Raw genomic sequence first — 16548 nt, forward strand, 5'->3', positions numbered from 1 at the left:
CAAGCCCGACCGCAGGCGCGGTGACGCTCCAGCCGTTACTTCAGGGAAAGCTCGATTCCCCGGTCATCCGATCCGTTGTGATCGAAGCGCGGCGCCGCCGACGGCAATCGCGCCCGCCGCAGCGGGCACGCACTGATACCTGGTCATGAGTCCCCCGTTCCGCGAGCCTTGGCCGGACGGGCGAGTTGGTCGGACTCCCCCGTGCTCCGGCCCGGCATGCATGTCTTCGGCAGATCACTGCCGACCTTGATCCAAACCTACCTCAAGGGCACCTGTGTGGTACGGGTCGCCGCCGTGCTCGTCTACGCGCTCAACGGCGAACTCGGCATCCACAACCGGTCCGCACACATCGGCCTCGGACTGCTGCCGTCCGCCCGCGGCAAGGGCTACGGCACCGACGTGGTCGCGGTGCTGTGCCACTACGGCTTCGTCGTGCGCGGTCTGCAGCGGCTGCAGATCGAGACACTCGCGGACAACACCGCAATGCTGCGCTCAGCGGAGCGCAACGGCTTCGTCCGCGAGGGCGTACTGCGCTCCTCGGCCTGGGTGATGGGCGAGTTCCTGGACGAGGTACTGCTCGGACTCCTCGCCCAGGACTGGAAGCCGGACCGGAAGCCGGACCTGAAGCCGGACTCGAAGCCCTAGGTCGCCGAAGAGCGGCAGGTGCACCGCGGCCGCCACCCGGAGCGATCGGCATTTGGCGGATGTGGTCGAGCGGTCTGCGGTGATACGTGCCTAACGTGACGTCCTGGGGGGACTCTGAGCACTTTCGCGGGCCAGGGCGTTCTGTCCCGACTGTCCGGCCCGCCCTTCAGGAGGCAGTACATGAGACTTCGGGTATGTTCGAGCGCGCTGGCGACCGCCGCGCTGACGGTAGGCCTGACCGCCGTCGCGCCCCCGGCCGCGCCCAGCGGTCAGACGCCGTTCCTGGACCGGTTGAACACCGTGTCCACCGTCGCGTCCACCGTCCCGGAGAACGGCGACGTGAACCCGTACGGCACGTTCACCATCCAGGAGAGCACCGGCGATCTGCACCGGGGCAACGTCCTGGTCAGCAACTTCAACAACTCGGCGAATCAGCAGGGCACGGGTACCACGCTGGTCCAGATCACCCCCGGCGGCACAAGGACCACGTTCGCCACGATCGACCCGAACAACCTGCCGGGCGAGTGCCCCGGCGGGGTCGGCCTGACCACGGCGCTGACGGTCCTGCCCGGCGGATGGGTCGTGGTCGGCAGTCTCCCCACCGCGGACGGCACGTCGGCCACCGCCCAGGCCGGCTGCCTGCTGGTGCTCGACAAGCACGGCACGGTGCGCGAGACGATCGCGGGAGACGGCATCAACGGTCCGTGGGACATGACCGCTGTCACCTCCGAAAAGCGCAGTGAGCGGGGCGGGAGCAAGCGGCAGACCGAGCTGTTCGTGACCAATGTGCTCAACGGAACGGTCGCCGGTGGCGGTGCGGAGGTCGACGAGGGCACGGTCCTGCGGATCACCCTCCAGTGCGAGGGCAACGAGCCGCCGAAGCGGGTGGCAACCACCGAGATCGGCTCCGGCTTCCCCGAGCGGACGGACCCGGAGGCCTTGGTGGTCGGCCCGACCGGCGTCGGCCTGGGCCATGACGGCACGCTCTTCGTCGCCGACACCGTGCGGAGCCGTATCACCGCCATCCCGCGGGCCACGACCCGGAAGGACAGCGCGGGCATCGGGAAGGTCATCACCGAGGGCGGCCATCTCAACGGCCCGCTGGGCATGGCCATCACCCCCAAGGGCGACATCCTGACGGTCAACGGCGGAGACGGCAACATCGTCGAGACCACCGAAGCCGGTCAGCAGGTCGCGTTCAAGCAGATCAACAACGAGGGCAGCCCGCCCGGTGCGGGTGCGCTCTTCGGCCTCGCACTGGATCTGGACCGCGACGCGGTCTACTTCGTCAACGACGCCGACAACGAGCTCGACGTCCTGCACTGAGAACCGGGACCGCAAGGAGGCGCTGCACCGGCCGCCACGGCGGCCGGTGCAGCGCCGTTGCCGGCAACCGCGTGCAGGGACCGTCATCGTGCCGTCCTCCGGTACCGCGCAAGGACGGCGGCGCCGGAACGCTCGGCCGACACGCACTCCAGGTCGGTGTGCGGGCCGTGGTCGGGGAAGAGCCGTCGGCCGGTGCCGAGGATCGTGGGGAAGGTCAACAGCCGGTATTCGTCGATCAGTTCCTCCACTATCAGCGCGTGTACGACGCTCAGGCTGCCGGTGATGATCACGTCCCGCTTCTCGTTCCTGACGGCGTCGCTGACACTGCCGTCGACGAGGCGCGAGTTCGTCCACGTCGAGGTGTCGGTCAGCGTGCGGGACACGACCAGCTTCGGTACGGCGTTCATCCGCGCGGCGAACGGGTCGTCCCGTCCGGGCCAGATGCGTGAGAACAACTGCCAGGTCGTACGCCCCAGCAGCAGGACCCCGTCGTCGAGGGTGCCGCCGAGCCGGAACTTGTCCCCGGCGACCGCCTCGGGTCCGTGCTGGAACGCCCAGCCGCCGGTCGGCGTGCCGGCGGAGCCGTCCGGGTCGGACACGAATCCGTCCAGGGTGATGAACTCAATGACGATGACGCTCACGATGGGTGTCCCTTCGCTCGATGCTCAGCCGTACATATCGGCGGCATCGGCCCCACTCATCGCGCCCGGCGGAATCCGTCTGAAGAAATCCGCCCGGGCAGGTCGAACGCCCTGAACACGTGCGGATCGGCGAACACGACGTTGTGCGCGACCCGCCCGCCGGTGACGGTGAGGACCTGCAGCGTGTGCAGCCGATGCCCGCCGCCGGGCTCCGGCGCGTAGGCGGCGAGCGCGGGCTGCCCGTTGGCGGTCAGGGGCGTCATGGTCCAGCCCGTCCCCCGCATCCGGAACACACGCTCCATGAACAGGCCGTAGTCGCGGCTGCCCCGGTACCACAGCGGCACCGGCGGCATCTCCAGCACCGCCTCGTCCGTGAGCAGTCGCACCAGCGCGGGGACGTCGGCCGCCTCGAACGCCCGCACATACCGCTGGATCACCGCGCGTGCCTCGGGATCGTCCGGCTCCGTGATTTCGTCGATCTCGTCCACACCACCCACGCCGGCCAGGGCGGCACGGGCCCGCTGCAACGCGCTGTTGACGGCCGCGGCCGTGGTCCCCAGCTGCTCGGCGACCTCGGCGGCGGTGAACTCCAGGACCTCGCGCAGCACCAGCACGGCCCGCTGCCGCGCGGGCAGGACCTGCATCGCCGCCACCAGCGCGAGCCGCAGGTCGGTCCGCGCCTCCGCGTCGAACCGCGCGTCGGGGAACGGCTGCAGCCAGGGGATGTCGAGGGCCGGAGTGAGCGGCGCACCGGGGTCCTCGCTGGGCGCGCCCAGCCCGGAGGGCAACGGCCGCCGGGCCCGCCCCTCCAGCGCCGTCAGGCAGGCGTTGGTCGCGATCCGGTACAGCCAGGTCCGCACGGACGCGCGGGTGCGGTCGTACCGGTCACGGGCCTTCCAGGCCCGCAGCATCGTCTCCTGCACCAGGTCCTCGGCCTCGTCGAACGAGCCCAGCATCCGGTAGGAGTACGCCACCAACTCGCCCCGGTACGGCTCGAAGTCCACGGGCCCATCATGGCGCACCCGGGCGGCTCACCTTCGGCGACGGCGGTGACGGCCGTGACGGCGGCAGCCGCTGACGGCCCGCCCTCAGGCGCTCGCCCCGCCGCCCAGCAGCCGCGCGAGCGTGCTCACCGCACCGTCGATCTCGCGGGCGCACTCGTACAGCACCGTGTGCGGTTTTCCCCACGGGTCCGCGATGTCGTCCTCGGCCGGCGGGACCGGGGCGGCGCTGCCCCGGCGACCCGCCGCGGCCGCGACCACGGCGTCCACGTCGTCGACGACGTCCCCGTCGTCCCCGATGTCGGCAGCAACCGCAAGCCGCAGGAACTCCTTCAGGGTGAAGCAGCGCCGCATCGCCGCCGGCGCGAGCCGCACGGCCGCCTCCCGGTGTTCGCCCGCGAGTCCGAGGACCAGCCCCGCTTCCGCGACGAGCCGTGCGGTGAGCGGGCGGGCCTCGAAGCCGGAGCCGTCGCCGCCCAGCTTCTCCAGCACCGCCCTGGTGGAGCTCTCCATGCCGGGCCGGGGCCATGCCTCCGTGCCGGCGCTGCTCGGCCGTACGGCCGAGCCCGGCGGAAGCCTCGCGGCCAGCAGCCGCTCGGCGAGCACCGAGCGGTGGACGTTGCCCGTGCAGACGAACAGGACCCGGGTCATGTCATCCTTCGCCGGTGAGTTGCGTCGCAGCGGGCGCCGCGGCCTCCTCCTGGCGGGCCGACACACGGGGTGCGGGCAGCTCGCCGTAGGGCCCGTAGGCGCCGTAGCGGTCGCCCCTGGGGACCGGAGCCATGTTGAAGACGGTGCCGAGGACGCGGACGCCCAGGCGGTCCAGCGATTCCGCGGCGGAACGGACCTGATCCCGGCTGGTCTTCGCGGCGCGTACGACGAGCAGCGCGCCCTCGGCGAGCGAGGCGAGTCCGGCGGTGTCGGCGACCGGCAGCAGTGGCGCGGTGTCGACGATCACGGCGTCGTAGGTGTCGGCCAGCTCGCGCAGCACCTCCTGCATACGTGCCGAGGCGAGCAGTTCCGTGGGGTTGGGCGGTACGGCGCCGCTGGCGAGCACCGAGAGCCGGCCGCCCACCTGCTGCATCACGTCCTCGGCGCGGGCCTGCCCGATCAGCACCGTGGTCAGACCGGCGTCCCGGACGAGGCCGAAGGTCCTGGCCACGCACGGGCGGCGCAGGTCGGCGTCGACCAGACAGGTGGAGACGCCCGCCTCGGCGAGCGAGAGGGCGAGGTTCACCGCGGTGTTGGTCTTGCCCTCGCCGGGCAGCGAGCTGGTCACCACGATGATCCGCGGCGGATCGTCGACCTGGGAGAACTGCAGGTTGGTACGCAGCTTGCGGAAGGCCTCGGCGCGGTTGGAGCGCCCGTCGGTGCTGACGAGCGGTTGCCTGGGGGCGTTCCTGTCGTACGGGATGGTGCCGAGACCCGGCAGCGCGGTGAACTCGCCCAGCGCCTCGCTCGTCTTGAGCGTGGTGTCGAGGGTCTCGCGCAGGGCGACGAGTCCGGCACCGAGCAGCAGTCCGCCGAGCACGCCCACGGCCAGGTTCAGCAGCGGGCGGGGCGAGACCGGGTAGATGGGGGTGACGGCCTCCTGGGTGACGCCCAGGGAGACGGGTGAGACGGGCGAGGCGGGCGCAGCCCCCTTCGTCGGCTGGACGACGCGCTTGGGCGTCTCCAACTGCTCGACGACCGCGCTGAACCGCTCCGCGACGGCGTTGGCGATGCGTGCCGCCCGTCTGGGCACGGTGTCCCGGACGGTGATGTCGATGAGCACGGTGTTGAGCGGGGCGACCGCGGTGATCCGGGACGCCAGTTCCTCCGGCGTGATGCGCAGCTTCAGCTTCTTCACCACGGGAACGGTGACCTGGCGGGTCGTCACGATCGAGGCGTACGACTGCACGCGCGCCTGCGAGAAGTTCTGCCCCTGGTTCAGCTGGGCGGTGTCCTCACTGCTGGGGGTGGCCACGAAGAGCTGGGTCCGCGCCTCGTAGACGGGGGTACTCAGGCCGGTCACGGCGAGTGCCGCGCCGATCGCGAGGACCAGACAGACCAGGAAGGTCGGCCAGCGTCTGGCAATAGCTTTAAGGAATCCGTGGAGATCCAAGCTGCACCCCTCATAACCCCTCGCAGACCGAGGGACATATCCGAAATGAAATGCCTTGTTCCCTATGGGCACACCGAAACATAGGGACTCGAGCACTCAAACGGGGGGAGCCGACGCGGCGACGTAGGCCAACGGTGGGCAAGCACTCCACCATCCGATGGCTTCTGAGTGCCGCCACACCAATAGCTATCGGTATGTCCCACTTATTCCATGTATCAAGACCCTTGGTACCCGAAATCTTGATCACGACCACGCTGCAGCCTGATCCGGACCGAAGTCGAGACGAGGAGAGTGAAAAAGATGACGACATCGCCCAAATGGCGGGTTGCCGTGGCATCGGCGGCATCGGCTGCCATGCTCATCGCGGCACCCCTGGTTGGCGCGCAGGCCGCCTACGCACAGCCATACCCGGGGTCACCTCCGCCCCTGAACGTCAGCACCACGACGGTGACCGCCGGAGGACTGCTGAGCTTCGACGCGCCCGCGGGAGTCTTCGAACCCTTCCAGGACGTCACGGCGTTGCTGGAATCGACGCCGATCGTCCTCGGCCACTTCCAGGCCGGGGCCGATGGATCGGTGGCCGGGACGGTGACCATCCCGGAGGACGCCCCCAACGGCTGGCACGTCTTCCGGCTCACCGCGGACAACCCCGACCAGAGCGTCGGCGTCACCATCTACATCGTGGGCGGGGTCGGTGGCACCCCGACGCCGACGCCGACGCCCACTCCTACACACACGAAGCCCCCGAAGCCGACCAAGCCTCCGAGGCCGACCAAGCCCCCGAAGCCGACCCACAGCCCCACCCATCACCCCGGTGGGCACGACGGGCATGACGACGGAAACAACGGATCCCACGACCGCGGCCTGGTCACCGACCCGGTGAGCTACGAGCAGCAGGCTCAGCAGCACAACGGTGAAAGCCTCGCCGAGACGGGCAACGCAAAGGCCCTGACCCTGGGTGGCGCCGCCGCGGCGCTGCTCCTGGCGGGCGGTGGCACAACGCTGGCCGTACGCCGTCGCCGCAACTCATGACGGGCAGTTCATGACGGAGCGAGACATCCGTACTGATGTGGAACGGCGTCCCGGCCCCGGCCGGGACGCCATCCGCATGCCTGGGGCAGAAGACTCCCCCAAGGACTCCTCCAAGGACTCCCCCGAAGACTCCTTCCGCGAACCCTCACCAGGTCGCCGCCGCCTGCTCAGGACCGTACTGCTGGCCGCCGCGCTGCTTCCGCTGGCCGGCGCCGTCTGGATCGGTGCCACCGGGCTGTTCGCCCGCCGGGAGCTGCTCGCGGCCCAGCAGGACCTCGACGCGCTGCGGCACTCCGTGGCGGCCGGCTCCGCCTCCGGCACGGTGCCCGCCCGGGCGGCGGAACAGGCCGTGCGCTCGGCCGCCGACCACGCGGCTCGGGCGCATCGCCTCACCACCGGGCCGGCCTGGTACTCCGTTGCCGAACTGCCCCTTCTCGGGGAGCCCGTGCGCACCGTGCGCGGCGCCGCCTACGCCGTGGACCGGCTGGCCGGCGATGTACTGCCCGCCCTGACCGACGTCCTGCCGCCGGCCACGCAGGACGCGAGCGGCGGCGGTATGTCCGAGGCCCTCGCGGGGCTGCGACAGCACGGGCGGGACATCACCCGGGCCGCGGATGTCGTGGCCGAGGTACGGACCGATGTGCAGGGTCTGCCGCGGTCCACCTGGCTGCCGGCGGCCGACCGGGCCCGCGCCGGGCTGCAGCAGCAACTGGACCGCCTCGCCCCGGTGATGACCGACGCCTCCGTGGCCGCTCGCATCCTGCCGCCCATGCTCGGCACGCAGGGACAGCGGCGTTACTTCCTCGCGTTCCAGAACCTCGCCGAGTCGCGCGGCACCGGCGGCCTTCCGGGCGCCTTCGCCGTACTGCGGGCCGACCGGGGCCGGCTGTCCTTCGAGCGGTTCGGCAACAACACGGAGATGGAGACGGTAAAGCCGGACATCGACCTCGGAGCGGAGTTCGACACCCGGTACGCGGGCAGCGACCCCGCCCATACGTGGCCCAACTCCAACATGAGCCCGCACTTCCCCTACGCGGCCCGCATCTGGGCGGCGGCCTGGCGCAAGCACACCGGTGAGCGCGTGGACGGGGCGATCGCCGTCGATCCGGTCACGCTGAGCCGCCTGCTCAAGGTCACCGGCCCGGCCCGGATGGCCGACGGCACCGAGCTGACCCCCGGCAACGTAGTGGACCTCACCGAGCGGACCAGCTACGCGAAGTACGACGACGTGGCCCGGCGCAAGGCGTTCTTCGTCGACGCAGCCCGTGCCGCCGCCGCCCGGCTGATGGGGGCGCTCGACGACACGCACCGGCTGCCCGCACTGCTCGTCGCCGTGAACGACGCCCAGCGGGCCGGACGGCTGAAGGTCTGGAGCGCCCACCCGGCGGAGCAGCGCCTCCTGGAGTCCCGCCCCTACTCGGGCGCGCTCCCGGACACCCCCGGCCCCTTCGCGGGAATGGTGGTGAACAACGCGGCCGGCGGCAAGCTGGACTACTACCTCGACCGCAGCCTGACCTGGGAGGCGGGCGCCTGCTCCGGCGAAGGGCGCGCGGTCACCGTACGCATGACCCTGACCAACCGGGCCCCGGCCTCCGGCCTGCCCGACTACGTCACCGTCAGGGCGGATCACCCTCCCTACCGCACCCGCCCGGGGGACAACCGCCTGAGGGTGTCGTACTACGCCGGGGTAGGAGCCACCCTCACCGACGCCACCCTGGACGGCCGCAGCGCGCTGCTCGCGCCGGCCCTGGAGCGCGGCCACTCCGTGTTCACGAAGGACCTGGAGCTGCCCGCGGGCTCCAGCCGCACCCTGGTGCTGCATCTGCGGGAGCCGCACGCGGACGGCACGCCGACGCTGCTGCGGCAGTCTCTGGTGAGGCCGCAGCGGACCACGATCGAGCCGGGCGGCGACTGCCGTGTCTGAGCGTGTGCGCCGCACGGCGGGGGCCGTACTAGCGGCCACACTGCTGCTCGCGGCACGCCCGCCGGCGCACCGGGTCGAGCAGCCGCGGGTCGAGCAGCTGCGGGTCAAGGTGCTCAAGACCTTTCCGCACGACCCGCAGGCGTTCACCCAGGGACTCGAGATGGCCGGCGGCACGCTCTACGAAGGCACCGGCCTGTCCGGTCGGTCCTCGGTGCGGGCGGGGCCCTTGGGCAAGGAGCCCACGGTGCGTGCGGCGCTCCCCGCGCCCTTGTTCGGTGAGGGCATCACCGTGCTCGGCCGGACCCTGTGGCAGCTGACCTGGCGGGACCGGACCGCCATCGAGCGCGACGCGAGGACACTTGCGGAGCTGCGCCGCGTCCCGTACCCGGACGACGGCTGGGGCGTGTGCCTCCAGCGGGACCGGAACCGGCTGGTGACCAGTGACGGCTCGGCACGGCTGACGTTCCGTGACCCCGGCACGCTCGCGAGGACGGACGAGGTCACCGTGACCGACGACGGCCGGCCGGTGACGGAGCTGAACGAGCTGGAGTGCGTCGGCGGCGCGGTGTACGCCAACGTGCTCTTCACCGACCGCATCGTGCGCATCGATCCCGCCACGGGAGCGGTGACGGCGCGCATCGACGCCTCCGGACTGCTGCACGCCGACGAACTCGTCCCGGGGGCCACGCTCAACGGCATCGCGGCGGTCCCCGGCACGGATCAGTTCCTGGTCACCGGGAAGTTCTGGCCGAAAATGTTCAAGGTGGCGTTGGTCCCGGCCTGACGAACAGGACGTCGCGCGCCGACGCACGGGCGCCGGACATATGCAATCGGCATGGAACTCTGCTCATCGGGTGAGAGTTGCCCGCGCCCCAGCGTCGTGCCCCCATGTGCATGGCACATCCCTACACACTCGAACAGTCCTTTTTGATGTACTTGGAGGCGGAATGTGGCTGTTCGAGGACACGATGCCCCACGTGCCTGGGGCAAGACCTGCGCAGACACAGGTCGTCCGGGAACCGCCGCCACCCCGGCGCCGCACCGGCAAGGCCGCCTGGTACGCACCCACCGCCGTCGTCGGCGACGCGACCGGCGCGGCCCTGCCGGTTTACCTGGCCTTCACCCTGGTCGACCGCGCCAGTGCCCTGGCCTACGCGACGGTGGCGGCCGCGGCCTGGCTGCTCGTACGCGTCGCACGGAACCGCTACGCCGAACGCGGTCTCGGCGAGGGCAACAGCGCCGGGCTCGCGCTGCAGGACTGGCTGGTACTCGTCGGCCTGCTCGCGGTGGTGCGGGCGGCGACGGGCGAGGAGTCCCCGTTCCTCGTCGCGCTCGCCGCCCTGGTGCCCTGCGTGCCGACGAGCGCGGTCGTGCACCGGCTGATCCACCGTCATCTTCTCGCCCGGCGCCGCGCCGGCCTCGCCGTCCGCCGGGCCCTGGTGATCGGGGAGGCGCACGCCGTCGACGGTCTGGTGAGCCACCTCGCGCGACGGACCGACCACGAGCTCGTCGTCGTCGGGGTGTGCCCGGTCGGCGACGAGGACCCGCACGCACTGGCCCCGGTCGCCGCCCGCCTGGGCAGGCAGGCGCCGCAGCGCCCGTCGGCCGACACCGCCCCGGTGCTGGAGGCGGCCCGGCGGCTCGATGTGGACGTGGTCGTCGTCGTACCGGGCTCGCATCTGTCCGGCACGCGCCTGCGGCGGCTGTCGTGGGCCCTGCACGGCGAGGAGCGCCCGCTCGTGGTCGTACCCGGCCTGAGCGAGGTCGCCGGGCGCCGGGTGGGCGTCCACTCGGTGGCCGGGCTCACGATGCTGAACGTGGCCCCGCCGCTGCGGCGCGGGCTCGCGATGCTGGTCAAGTCGGTGACGGACCGGCTCGGCGCGGCCCTGCTGATCGTGCTGCTCGCCCCGGTGTTCGCGGCGGTGGCCCTGGCCGTACGGCTGGACTCCCCGGGCCCGGTGGTGCACCGGCAGACGCGCATCGGCCGGAACGGGAGGCCGTTCACCATGGCCAAGTTCCGCACCATGGTCGCCGACGCGGAGCGGCTGCGGCACCAGCTGGCCGGGGGCAACGAGCAGGACGGCCGGATGTTCAAGATCCGCCGCGATCCGCGGATCACCCGCACCGGCCGGGTGCTGCGCCGCTGCTCCCTGGACGAACTGCCCCAGCTGTTCAACGTGGTGCAGGGCCGCATGTCCCTGGTCGGTCCGCGGCCGCCGCTGCCCGACGAGGTCGCCGGGTACGACGAGGTGGAGCTGCGCAGGCTGGCCGTCAAACCGGGGCTCACCGGCCTGTGGCAGGTCAGCGGTCGCTCCGACCTGTCCTGGGACGAGACGGTCGCCCTGGACCTCCGGTACGTGGACAACTGGTCCCCGGCCGGAGACCTCGCGGTTCTCGCTCGTACGGTGCGTGTCGTCGTGGCCGGCACCGGGGCCTACTGAGCGCCGGCGGGACGGTCGGGACGGGCGGCGGTGCCTCTAGTCCAGGACGCCCAGCTCGGTGTCCGGGCGGCAGAACGCGCACGGTTCGATGTTCGGGTCCGTGAGCGCGACGCGGGCCTCGTGGTCTCCGATCGGGTGGGGGGTGCCCTCGATCATCGTGCAGTCGTCCGTGTGGATCACGGCGGGCTCGGGTCCGCCCGGCGTCCGCTTCTGCTGGACGACGAACCCCGTCGACCGCCGCCGGCCCCGGCCCCGGCTCGGCGCGAAGGAGGGCGGTACGGCGGGATGCCGTGCGGGCGCGTGCGGCCGTGGGCTTCCCGGCGCCGGCCGGCCCTCGGCGCGGTCCAGTGCCTCCCGTACGGCGTCCCGCTGCAGACGCAGATAGATGCCGACGGTGTCGCTCTGCGCGATCTGTTCCTGGAGGTACGCGAGGATCGCCCGGAGCCGCGGTGCGTCAGGTGGCAGCGCGGACATGCCCCGCACCGGTGGCGCTCCACGCCTGCTGCGCCTGGACGAGGTCGTCGAGGAACGGTCGCATACCCAAATTCAAGCACGTGTTCGATTTCTGGCGCCATCCTGGGCTACGCGGCAACGATCGCGTCGGCCACTTGCCCGGGCTCGTCGACCTGGACGTAATGACCGGCGTCGACGAGCAGACACAGCTCGCTGTTCGGGAACAGGTCGGTGAACTGCCGTGCCACCCGCGCGTTGAGGTAGCGGTCGCGGGCCCCGAAGACGACCCGTACGGGCGGCTGGAACGCGCGCAGTTCGGAAAGGCGGCGTGTGCGGCTCAGTACGGCCGCGATGAGTTCGTCGTTGAGCCGCCAGAAGGCCGGGCGCGCGGCGGGAAACTGCTCGTAGAGCCGCGCCACGCACTGCTCGCGCACACCTGGGTCACGGATGAACCGGCCCACCTGCCAGGCGAAGAGGCGCCGGTCCAGCTCCGGCCGGCGCCGGACGGCGGCGCGCGCGGCCGTGCGCACCAGCGGCGTGGAGTAGAGGGCGATGGCGGGTGGGCGGCGCAGCGCGGGGGTCCAGTGGTAGTAGGTGTTCAGCAGGACGAGCCGCTCGACCCGGTCCGGGTGGGCGAGCGCCCAGTCGATCGCGGGCGGTCCCGAGGCGTCGTGCGCCACCAGCACCAGCCGGCGGGCGCCCAGGTTCTTGCCCACCGCCTCCGCGACGGCGGAGAGGTCGCCCACCTGACCGGCCACCGTGTAGGGGTACGCGCGCGGCTTCTCCGACTCCCCCCAGCCCAGGAAGTCGAACCGCACCACGGGCGCCCGGCCTTCGAGGTGCGGCAGCAGTCGGTCGTAGAGGCGGGTGCTGTCGGGAAAGCCGTGCATGAGGACCACGGGCGTGCCGTGCCCCGGCAGGACTTCGGCGTGCAGGCGATAGGGACCACGCGATACGGCCAGCGGCTCGACGGTGGGCTCCATGACACCCTCCCTCGTCCTACCTCGTCACACCCTCATCCCTCCGCACACCCTCATTCAAGCCCTCCCGCCACAGTCACGCGACCGCTCCCCCACTAGCCTTGGAATCGTGGACGAGAACGGACTGCTCATGGCGAACTTCCGCGTCAACCTCGTCCCGGCAGTCCTGGCGCTGGCCAACCCGCCGTGGCAGCAGGAAGTCTGGCTGGACCCGTCCGTCTTCGAGAACATGGATCACATCATCCACACGCTCTTCGACGACTTCTGCGATGCCGACAACCCGGAGACCTACCTCGGCACCAGCCTGAGGACCGAGGAAGAGGTCGCTCTCATGCGGCAGTTGGGGGCCGCACTCGACGCCGCGATGGACGAGGTGCCCCACGGCACCGACGCGGAATACCTCTCCTCGAAGGCCTGGCCCGAGGTCGTGGCAGTCGCCGGACGTCTCGCGCAGGTCATGGTCGCGAACGACCTCAGCGAGCTCGTACGGCTTCATCAGCGGGACCGTTGAGCCCGCGTCGGCGGTTGCGGACGGTGCGGGTCGCGTAGGCGGTCAGGGTCAGGGTGCCGGTCAGGAAGGTCAGGCGGGCCAGCAAGCCCCCGCCGGCGTACGGCACTTGTTGCAGCCAGCCGACCGGGACCAACGCGAGTACCGAAGCGGTCATCAGGAGGGCCGCCAGAAGGGGGCCGAAGCGGGCGCGGGCCATCGCCAGGGCGGCGGGCACCACGAGGACCAGCGGGGTGAAGAAGAACAGCAGACGCAGCGGATCGGGGCGCGCGTCGGTCGTGGTGGCCGGGCCGGAGTCGGCCTGGAAGACCGTGAGCGACCCCACCAGCAGCGGCACTCCCAGCGCCAGGGCGATCAGCGCCATGGTCCGGCGGGCGGAACTCGTGGTGGGCGGCAGGTCCGGCGGGGCGAGCAGGACGAGGACGGCGACCAGGGCCAGCCCCGCGAGCGTCGACCGGTTCTCGGCGAGGCCTTCCGCGCCGTCCGTCCAGCGGACCAGGGGGAAGGACACGACGGCGCCCAGCAGCGCGGCCCCGGCGGCGATCCGGGCGGCCGGCCAGCGGCCCGCGAGCGCACAGCCGAGGACGGCGAGCCAGGGGACGTACGCGAGCGGGGTGTAGGCACGCTCACCGTCCCAGGGCAACGGAGGCACCCGCCACAGGACGAGCAGGGTGAGGGAGAGAGTGGCGGCTATCGGAATCACCAGGGGCAGCAGCCTCGCCAGGAGGCGGCCGCCGGGGCGGGCGGAGTCCAGGCCGGTGCGCAGGCGCAGAGCGTGCCCGAGGACCGCGGCCTGTTCGAGGGCACCGGCGCGCCGGCCCTCCTCGGCCGTGACGCGGAGGATGAGGTCGCTGATCTCGGCGGCGTACTCGCGGCGGTAGGCGGCGGGGTACGCACGGGTGGTCCAGTGCGGCCGGGGCATGCTCATGCGGTGGCTCCGTCCGGCCGGGCGGGGTTGGCGCCCAGGCGCCGTACGGCTTCGTCGGCGGTGGCGCGCAGGCGCTCGGCCTCGGCGGCCAGCAGGACGGAGCCGGCGTCGGTGAGGGCGTAGGTGCGGCGCATCCGGCTGTCGACGATCTCCTCGCTCTCGACGCGGACGAGCCCCTGCTTGAGCAGGCGGTCCAGCGCGCCGTACAGGGTGCCGGCCCGCATCCGGACCCGACCCCGGGAGATCTTCTCGACCTCCTGCATCAACGCGTAGCCGTGGCGGGGGGCGTCCGCCAGCGCGGTCAGGAGAAGGAGCGTCGGCTCCCGCAGCGGTTGCTCGGTCATGCACCGAGCATATACCGGCTAGCGATATATACCGCCACCTGCCACCCCGCCAGGATTCTTTACGCACTCCTGACGCGCCCCACCGCATCCGCCGGACCCCGGCCGGTGTCATCTCCGGTGTCCCAATGTCCCGTCGGAGAATGGAGTGCCATGGAGGGCACCGTCGTCGCAGTCGTGCTCGTGGTCGTACTGGCCCTGCTCGTGCTGCGCAGTGGGATGCGGGTGGTCAACCAGGTCGAGCGCGGAGTGGTGTTCCGCTGGGGCAAGGCGCTGCCGTCGTACCGTCATCCGGGCATCACCTTCCTGATCCCGTTCGCCGACCGGATGCGGAAGGTGAACGTGCAGGTGGTCACCATGCCGGTGCCCACCCAGGAGGGCATCACCAAGGACAACGTGTCCGTCAAGGTCGACGCCGTCGTCTACTTCCGGGTGACCGACCCCCTACGGGCCGCCATCGAGGTGCAGGACTACGTCTTCGCCGTCGGCCAGGTCGCCCAGTCCTCGCTCCGGTCCATCATCGGCAAGAGCGACCTCGACGACCTGCTCACCGACCGGGAGCGGCTGCACGAGGGCCTGGCGCTGATGATCGACAGCCCGGCCGCCGAGTGGGGCATCCACATCGACCGCGTCGAGATCAAGGACGTACAGCTGCCGGAGTCCCTGAAGCGGTCCATGTCCCGGCAGGCCGAGGCGGAGCGCGAGCGGCGCGCCCGGGTCATCACCGCGGACGGTGAGTTCCAGGCCGCGCAGCAGCTCGCCAACGCCTCGCGGATCATGTCGGACACCCCGGAGGCCATGCAGCTGCGTCTGCTCCAGACGGTCGTGGAGGTCGCCGCCGAGAAGAACTCCACCCTCGTGATGCCGTTCCCGGTGGAGCTGCTGCGCTACTTCGACCGGGCCGCGCAGAAGCTCGACGCGGGCCTCAGCGCCCCGACGGTGCCGGCTCCGGCTCCCGCTCCGGAAGCCGGGGCCACCGAGCAGCCGTAGCCAGCGCGAGCGTCACCGCGAGTGACGCCACCGCCATCACCGTCATCGCCGTGGCGGGCGAGGTGAACTGGGCCACCGAACCCGCCAGCGCGGCACTCACGCCCTGAAGGGTCAGCATGCCCGCCGAGTGCAGCCCCAGGGCGTGGCCGCCGAGCTCGTCCGGGGTCAGCGCCATCAGCCGCTCCTGCTGGACCAGGCTCGCCCCGAAGCCGACGGAGGCGACGGCGGCGCAGACCGCGGCGACGGGGACCGCGGGGTGCAGCGCGAAGAGGGTGTACGGCGCGGCCAGCAGCAGGAGCAGCGGGGTCGCCAGCCGGGCGCGCACGGCCGACGGGACCAGCCGTCCGACGGTCAGGTCCCCGGCCAGCATGCCCAGCGCCGCGCAGGCGAACAGCGTGCCCGCGGCGCCGGGGTCGTACGACACGAAGAGGGACTCGCAGCCGACGACCAGGCCGTTGGGGAGCCACAGGCCCAGGTAGGTCAGGCGGCGGGGGCGGGCGGACCATAGGACGGCGTTGGTGCGCCACGTCGCCGACACCGAGGGGCGGCCGGTGGCCCTCGGCGGGCGTGCGGTGAGGCCCAACCGCAGGCCCAGGGCGGCCGCCAGATACAGCGCCGCCGACAGCAGCAGCGAGGCGCGCGGGGAGAGGGCGGCGACCAGGAGGCCGCCGGTCGCGTAGCCGGTGATCTGCATGATCCCGCTCATCATGTTGAACACCGAGCGCCCCAGCAGATAGCCGTCCTTGGGGAGGATCTCGGTCAGCAGGCCCCACCGGACCCCGCCGCCGAGCGAGGCGACCAGGCCCAGCACCAGGACGACGGCGAACACCGCCCCGACCGGCAGGCCGGGCAGGGCCAGGGCCGCGGTACCGGCCGCGAAGGCCAGGGAGATCCCGGTCAGGGCGGCCCGCGGGGGCAGCCGGTCGGCGCCCGAGAGCAGGAAGGCCGCCCCCAGCACCTGGGCCAGCGACGGGCCGAACATGCTCACCGCGGACAGCAGCGGCGACCCGGTCGCCCGGTACACGAGCGTGCCGAGGGCCAGACCGCCGACCGTCTGGGCCGCCGTGTGGGCGGCGGAGGCGACGAAGAGCGGGGTGAACTCCGGCGTGCGGAACAGGACTTGGTAGCTGCGCATGCCGCGGAGTCTGCGGCGGCCGCGCGGGCGGCCGTTATTGTTTCGCCCTGACGCGAAACGTCGTACGAAACATCGTGGGGAACGTCGTACGAAACATCG

The 16548-nt window shown here is 71.8% G+C and carries 17 protein-coding genes; 8 read left to right on the plus strand and 9 right to left on the minus strand.

The genetic code is table 11. From position 1 onward, the window contains the following. Positions 1–216: 216 nt before the first annotated feature. Both AB0I54_RS24270 and AB0I54_RS24275 read left to right on the plus strand, forming a co-directional pair. Entirely contained in the window at positions 217–645 is a 429-nt protein-coding gene (locus AB0I54_RS24270) for a GNAT family protein (protein ID WP_363298414.1), read from the plus strand. Positions 646–825: 180 nt separating this feature from the next. Beyond that, entirely contained in the window at positions 826–1971 is a 1146-nt protein-coding gene (locus AB0I54_RS24275) for a hypothetical protein (RefSeq protein ID WP_363298228.1), read from the plus strand. An 83-nt stretch (positions 1972–2054) separates the two neighbouring features. Here AB0I54_RS24275 and AB0I54_RS24280 read toward each other — a convergent pair whose 3' ends face one another. The 4 genes from AB0I54_RS24280 to AB0I54_RS24295 form a co-directional block, all read right to left on the minus strand. Further along, positions 2055–2612, minus strand: coding sequence for a dihydrofolate reductase family protein (locus tag AB0I54_RS24280; RefSeq protein WP_363298229.1), 558 nt, complete (start codon positions 2610–2612; stop codon positions 2055–2057). A 56-nt stretch (positions 2613–2668) separates the two neighbouring features. Next, a complete protein-coding gene (locus AB0I54_RS24285; RefSeq protein WP_363298230.1) occupies positions 2669–3616 on the minus strand; it encodes a sigma-70 family RNA polymerase sigma factor in 948 nt (315 codons plus the stop codon). Between the two features lie 84 nt (positions 3617–3700). Next, positions 3701–4264 carry a low molecular weight phosphatase family protein gene (locus AB0I54_RS24290; RefSeq protein ID WP_363298231.1) on the minus strand — a complete coding sequence of 188 codons (564 nt, stop codon included), beginning with the start codon at positions 4262–4264 and terminating at the stop codon, positions 3701–3703. 1 nt (position 4265) lies between these two features. Beyond that, complete coding sequence (locus tag AB0I54_RS24295) at positions 4266–5717, minus strand: polysaccharide biosynthesis tyrosine autokinase (RefSeq protein ID WP_363298232.1); 1452 nt, start codon at positions 5715–5717, stop codon at positions 4266–4268. Positions 5718–6017: 300 nt separating this feature from the next. Here AB0I54_RS24295 and AB0I54_RS24300 point away from each other — a divergent pair, with 300 nt between their 5' ends. The 4 genes from AB0I54_RS24300 to AB0I54_RS24315 all read left to right on the plus strand — a co-directional run bounded on the left by AB0I54_RS24300 (position 6018) and on the right by AB0I54_RS24315 (position 11114). Then, complete coding sequence (locus tag AB0I54_RS24300) at positions 6018–6749, plus strand: hypothetical protein (RefSeq protein ID WP_363298233.1); 732 nt, start codon at positions 6018–6020, stop codon at positions 6747–6749. 76 nt (positions 6750–6825) lie between these two features. Continuing rightward, a complete protein-coding gene (locus AB0I54_RS24305; RefSeq protein WP_363298234.1) occupies positions 6826–8673 on the plus strand; it encodes a DUF4012 domain-containing protein in 1848 nt (615 codons plus the stop codon). Further along, complete coding sequence (locus AB0I54_RS24310) at positions 8666–9457, plus strand: glutaminyl-peptide cyclotransferase (protein ID WP_363298235.1); 792 nt, start codon at positions 8666–8668, stop codon at positions 9455–9457. Before AB0I54_RS24305 ends, AB0I54_RS24310 begins: the two co-directional genes overlap by 8 nt. Before the next feature lie 193 nt (positions 9458–9650). Beyond that, entirely contained in the window at positions 9651–11114 is a 1464-nt protein-coding gene (locus AB0I54_RS24315; RefSeq protein WP_363298236.1) for a sugar transferase, read from the plus strand. A 36-nt stretch (positions 11115–11150) separates the two neighbouring features. Here the strand turns inward: AB0I54_RS24315 and AB0I54_RS24320 are convergent, their stop codons facing one another. Beyond that, positions 11151–11588 (minus strand): DUF6233 domain-containing protein, encoded by a 438-nt coding sequence (locus AB0I54_RS24320; protein ID WP_363298237.1) that lies wholly within the window; start codon positions 11586–11588, stop codon positions 11151–11153. A 107-nt stretch (positions 11589–11695) separates the two neighbouring features. Then, positions 11696–12550 (minus strand): alpha/beta hydrolase, encoded by an 855-nt coding sequence (locus AB0I54_RS24325; RefSeq protein ID WP_363298238.1) that lies wholly within the window; start codon positions 12548–12550, stop codon positions 11696–11698. Positions 12551–12656: 106 nt separating this feature from the next. Between AB0I54_RS24325 and AB0I54_RS24330 the strand changes: the two genes are divergently transcribed. Then, positions 12657–13058 carry a hypothetical protein gene (locus AB0I54_RS24330; protein WP_363298239.1) on the plus strand — a complete coding sequence of 134 codons (402 nt, stop codon included), beginning with the start codon at positions 12657–12659 and terminating at the stop codon, positions 13056–13058. Here AB0I54_RS24330 and AB0I54_RS24335 read toward each other — a convergent pair. Together AB0I54_RS24335 and AB0I54_RS24340 are read right to left on the minus strand one after the other, a co-directional pair. Next, positions 13021–13983 (minus strand): hypothetical protein, encoded by a 963-nt coding sequence (locus AB0I54_RS24335; RefSeq protein WP_363298240.1) that lies wholly within the window; start codon positions 13981–13983, stop codon positions 13021–13023. The genes AB0I54_RS24330 and AB0I54_RS24335 overlap by 38 nt on opposite strands. Beyond that, the gene (locus tag AB0I54_RS24340) at positions 13980–14327 is read right to left on the minus strand and encodes a PadR family transcriptional regulator (RefSeq protein ID WP_363298241.1); all 348 of its coding nucleotides are present in this window, start codon (positions 14325–14327) and stop codon (positions 13980–13982) included. The genes AB0I54_RS24335 and AB0I54_RS24340 overlap by 4 nt, the downstream gene beginning before the upstream one ends. Before the next feature lie 150 nt (positions 14328–14477). Here AB0I54_RS24340 and AB0I54_RS24345 point away from each other — a divergent pair, with 150 nt between their 5' ends. Then, complete coding sequence (locus AB0I54_RS24345) at positions 14478–15314, plus strand: slipin family protein (protein WP_363298242.1); 837 nt, start codon at positions 14478–14480, stop codon at positions 15312–15314. On the opposite strand, the gene AB0I54_RS24350 is transcribed toward AB0I54_RS24345, so the two are convergent. After that, positions 15250–16449, minus strand: a complete 1200-nt coding sequence (locus AB0I54_RS24350; RefSeq protein ID WP_363298243.1) for an MFS transporter — start codon at positions 16447–16449, stop codon at positions 15250–15252. The two genes, AB0I54_RS24345 and AB0I54_RS24350, sit on opposite strands and share 65 nt — an antisense overlap. Positions 16450–16548 lie beyond the last annotated feature (99 nt).

It is taken from the genome of Streptomyces sp. NPDC050625 (assembly GCF_040654755.1).
In the GTDB taxonomy this organism is placed as follows: Bacteria; Actinomycetota; Actinomycetes; order Streptomycetales; family Streptomycetaceae; genus Streptomyces.